Origin of the sequence: Pseudomonas sp. EGD-AK9 (assembly GCF_000465935.2) — a bacterium.
Taxonomy (GTDB): Bacteria; Pseudomonadota; Gammaproteobacteria; order Pseudomonadales; family Pseudomonadaceae; genus Aquipseudomonas.
In genome coordinates this window covers 1-744 of sequence record NZ_AVOF01000760.1, presented here as the reverse complement: position 1 = coordinate 744, position 744 = coordinate 1, and the positions used below count along the sequence as shown (strand labels likewise).

The 744-nt window shown below is 69.2% G+C and carries 1 protein-coding gene; it reads right to left on the bottom strand.

The genetic code is table 11. The features are described 5' to 3' along the window. On the bottom strand, nt 1-398 hold a 398-nt coding region (locus N878_RS23610), incomplete at its 3' end, for an alpha/beta fold hydrolase (RefSeq protein ID WP_031303944.1). Between the last annotated feature and the right edge of the window lie 346 nt (nt 399-744).

The following is a 744-nucleotide window of genomic DNA, read 5'->3' as shown; positions in this document are numbered from 1 at the left end:
AGGCGCGCGCAGCGCTGCGGATGGCGCGCGGCGAACAGTGCGGCCAGCGCCGAGCCGTAGGACAGGCCGATGGGCATCAGCGGCGGCAGCTGCAGCTGTTCGGCGAAGGCGGCGATCAGGTCGGCCAGCTGCTCCAGGCCCAGTTCCGGCGCCAGCTGCAGGTTGCCGCCCTGGCTGGGCAGGTCGAGCAGGATCACCGGGTGGGCGGCGAGCAGCTCGTCGACCTCGGCGGCGAAGGAGCGAAAGCTCTGGAAGGCGCCGCCGAGCAGCAGCACCGGCGCGCGGGCGTCCTGCTCGCGGCTCGAATAGGCCTGGTAGTGCAGGCGCCAGTCGCCGATGGCCAGGATTGCCGGCGGGCTGGCGAGCAGGGCGGCGCTGTAGTCGGTGCGGTAACGCATGGTATGCACTCCGGCGATTTTTCTTGTTCTCAAGCGGGCGGCAGACTGCGCCGGCGCGATCTTGTCGGACAAAACCTGAGCTTGAAGGTAAACATTGCGCCGGTTTTTGTTTACCCAACCTTCGGGCGGCCTGTGCCGGCGGGTGTCACCGTCGCACCGCCAGGCCCGCTGCCAGGGGCCTGGCGGCGTTACCGAGGGGGCTGGGCGAACGGCTTGTCTACCGCTTACCGGACGCCGCTGGGCGCGGCCTCGCGAGCCCGCTATAATCAGCCCCTTTTTTCAACTGCCAGACCTCCGCCGCCATGACCGAGTCCGTGCACGCTTACATGACCCGCCTGGGCCAGGC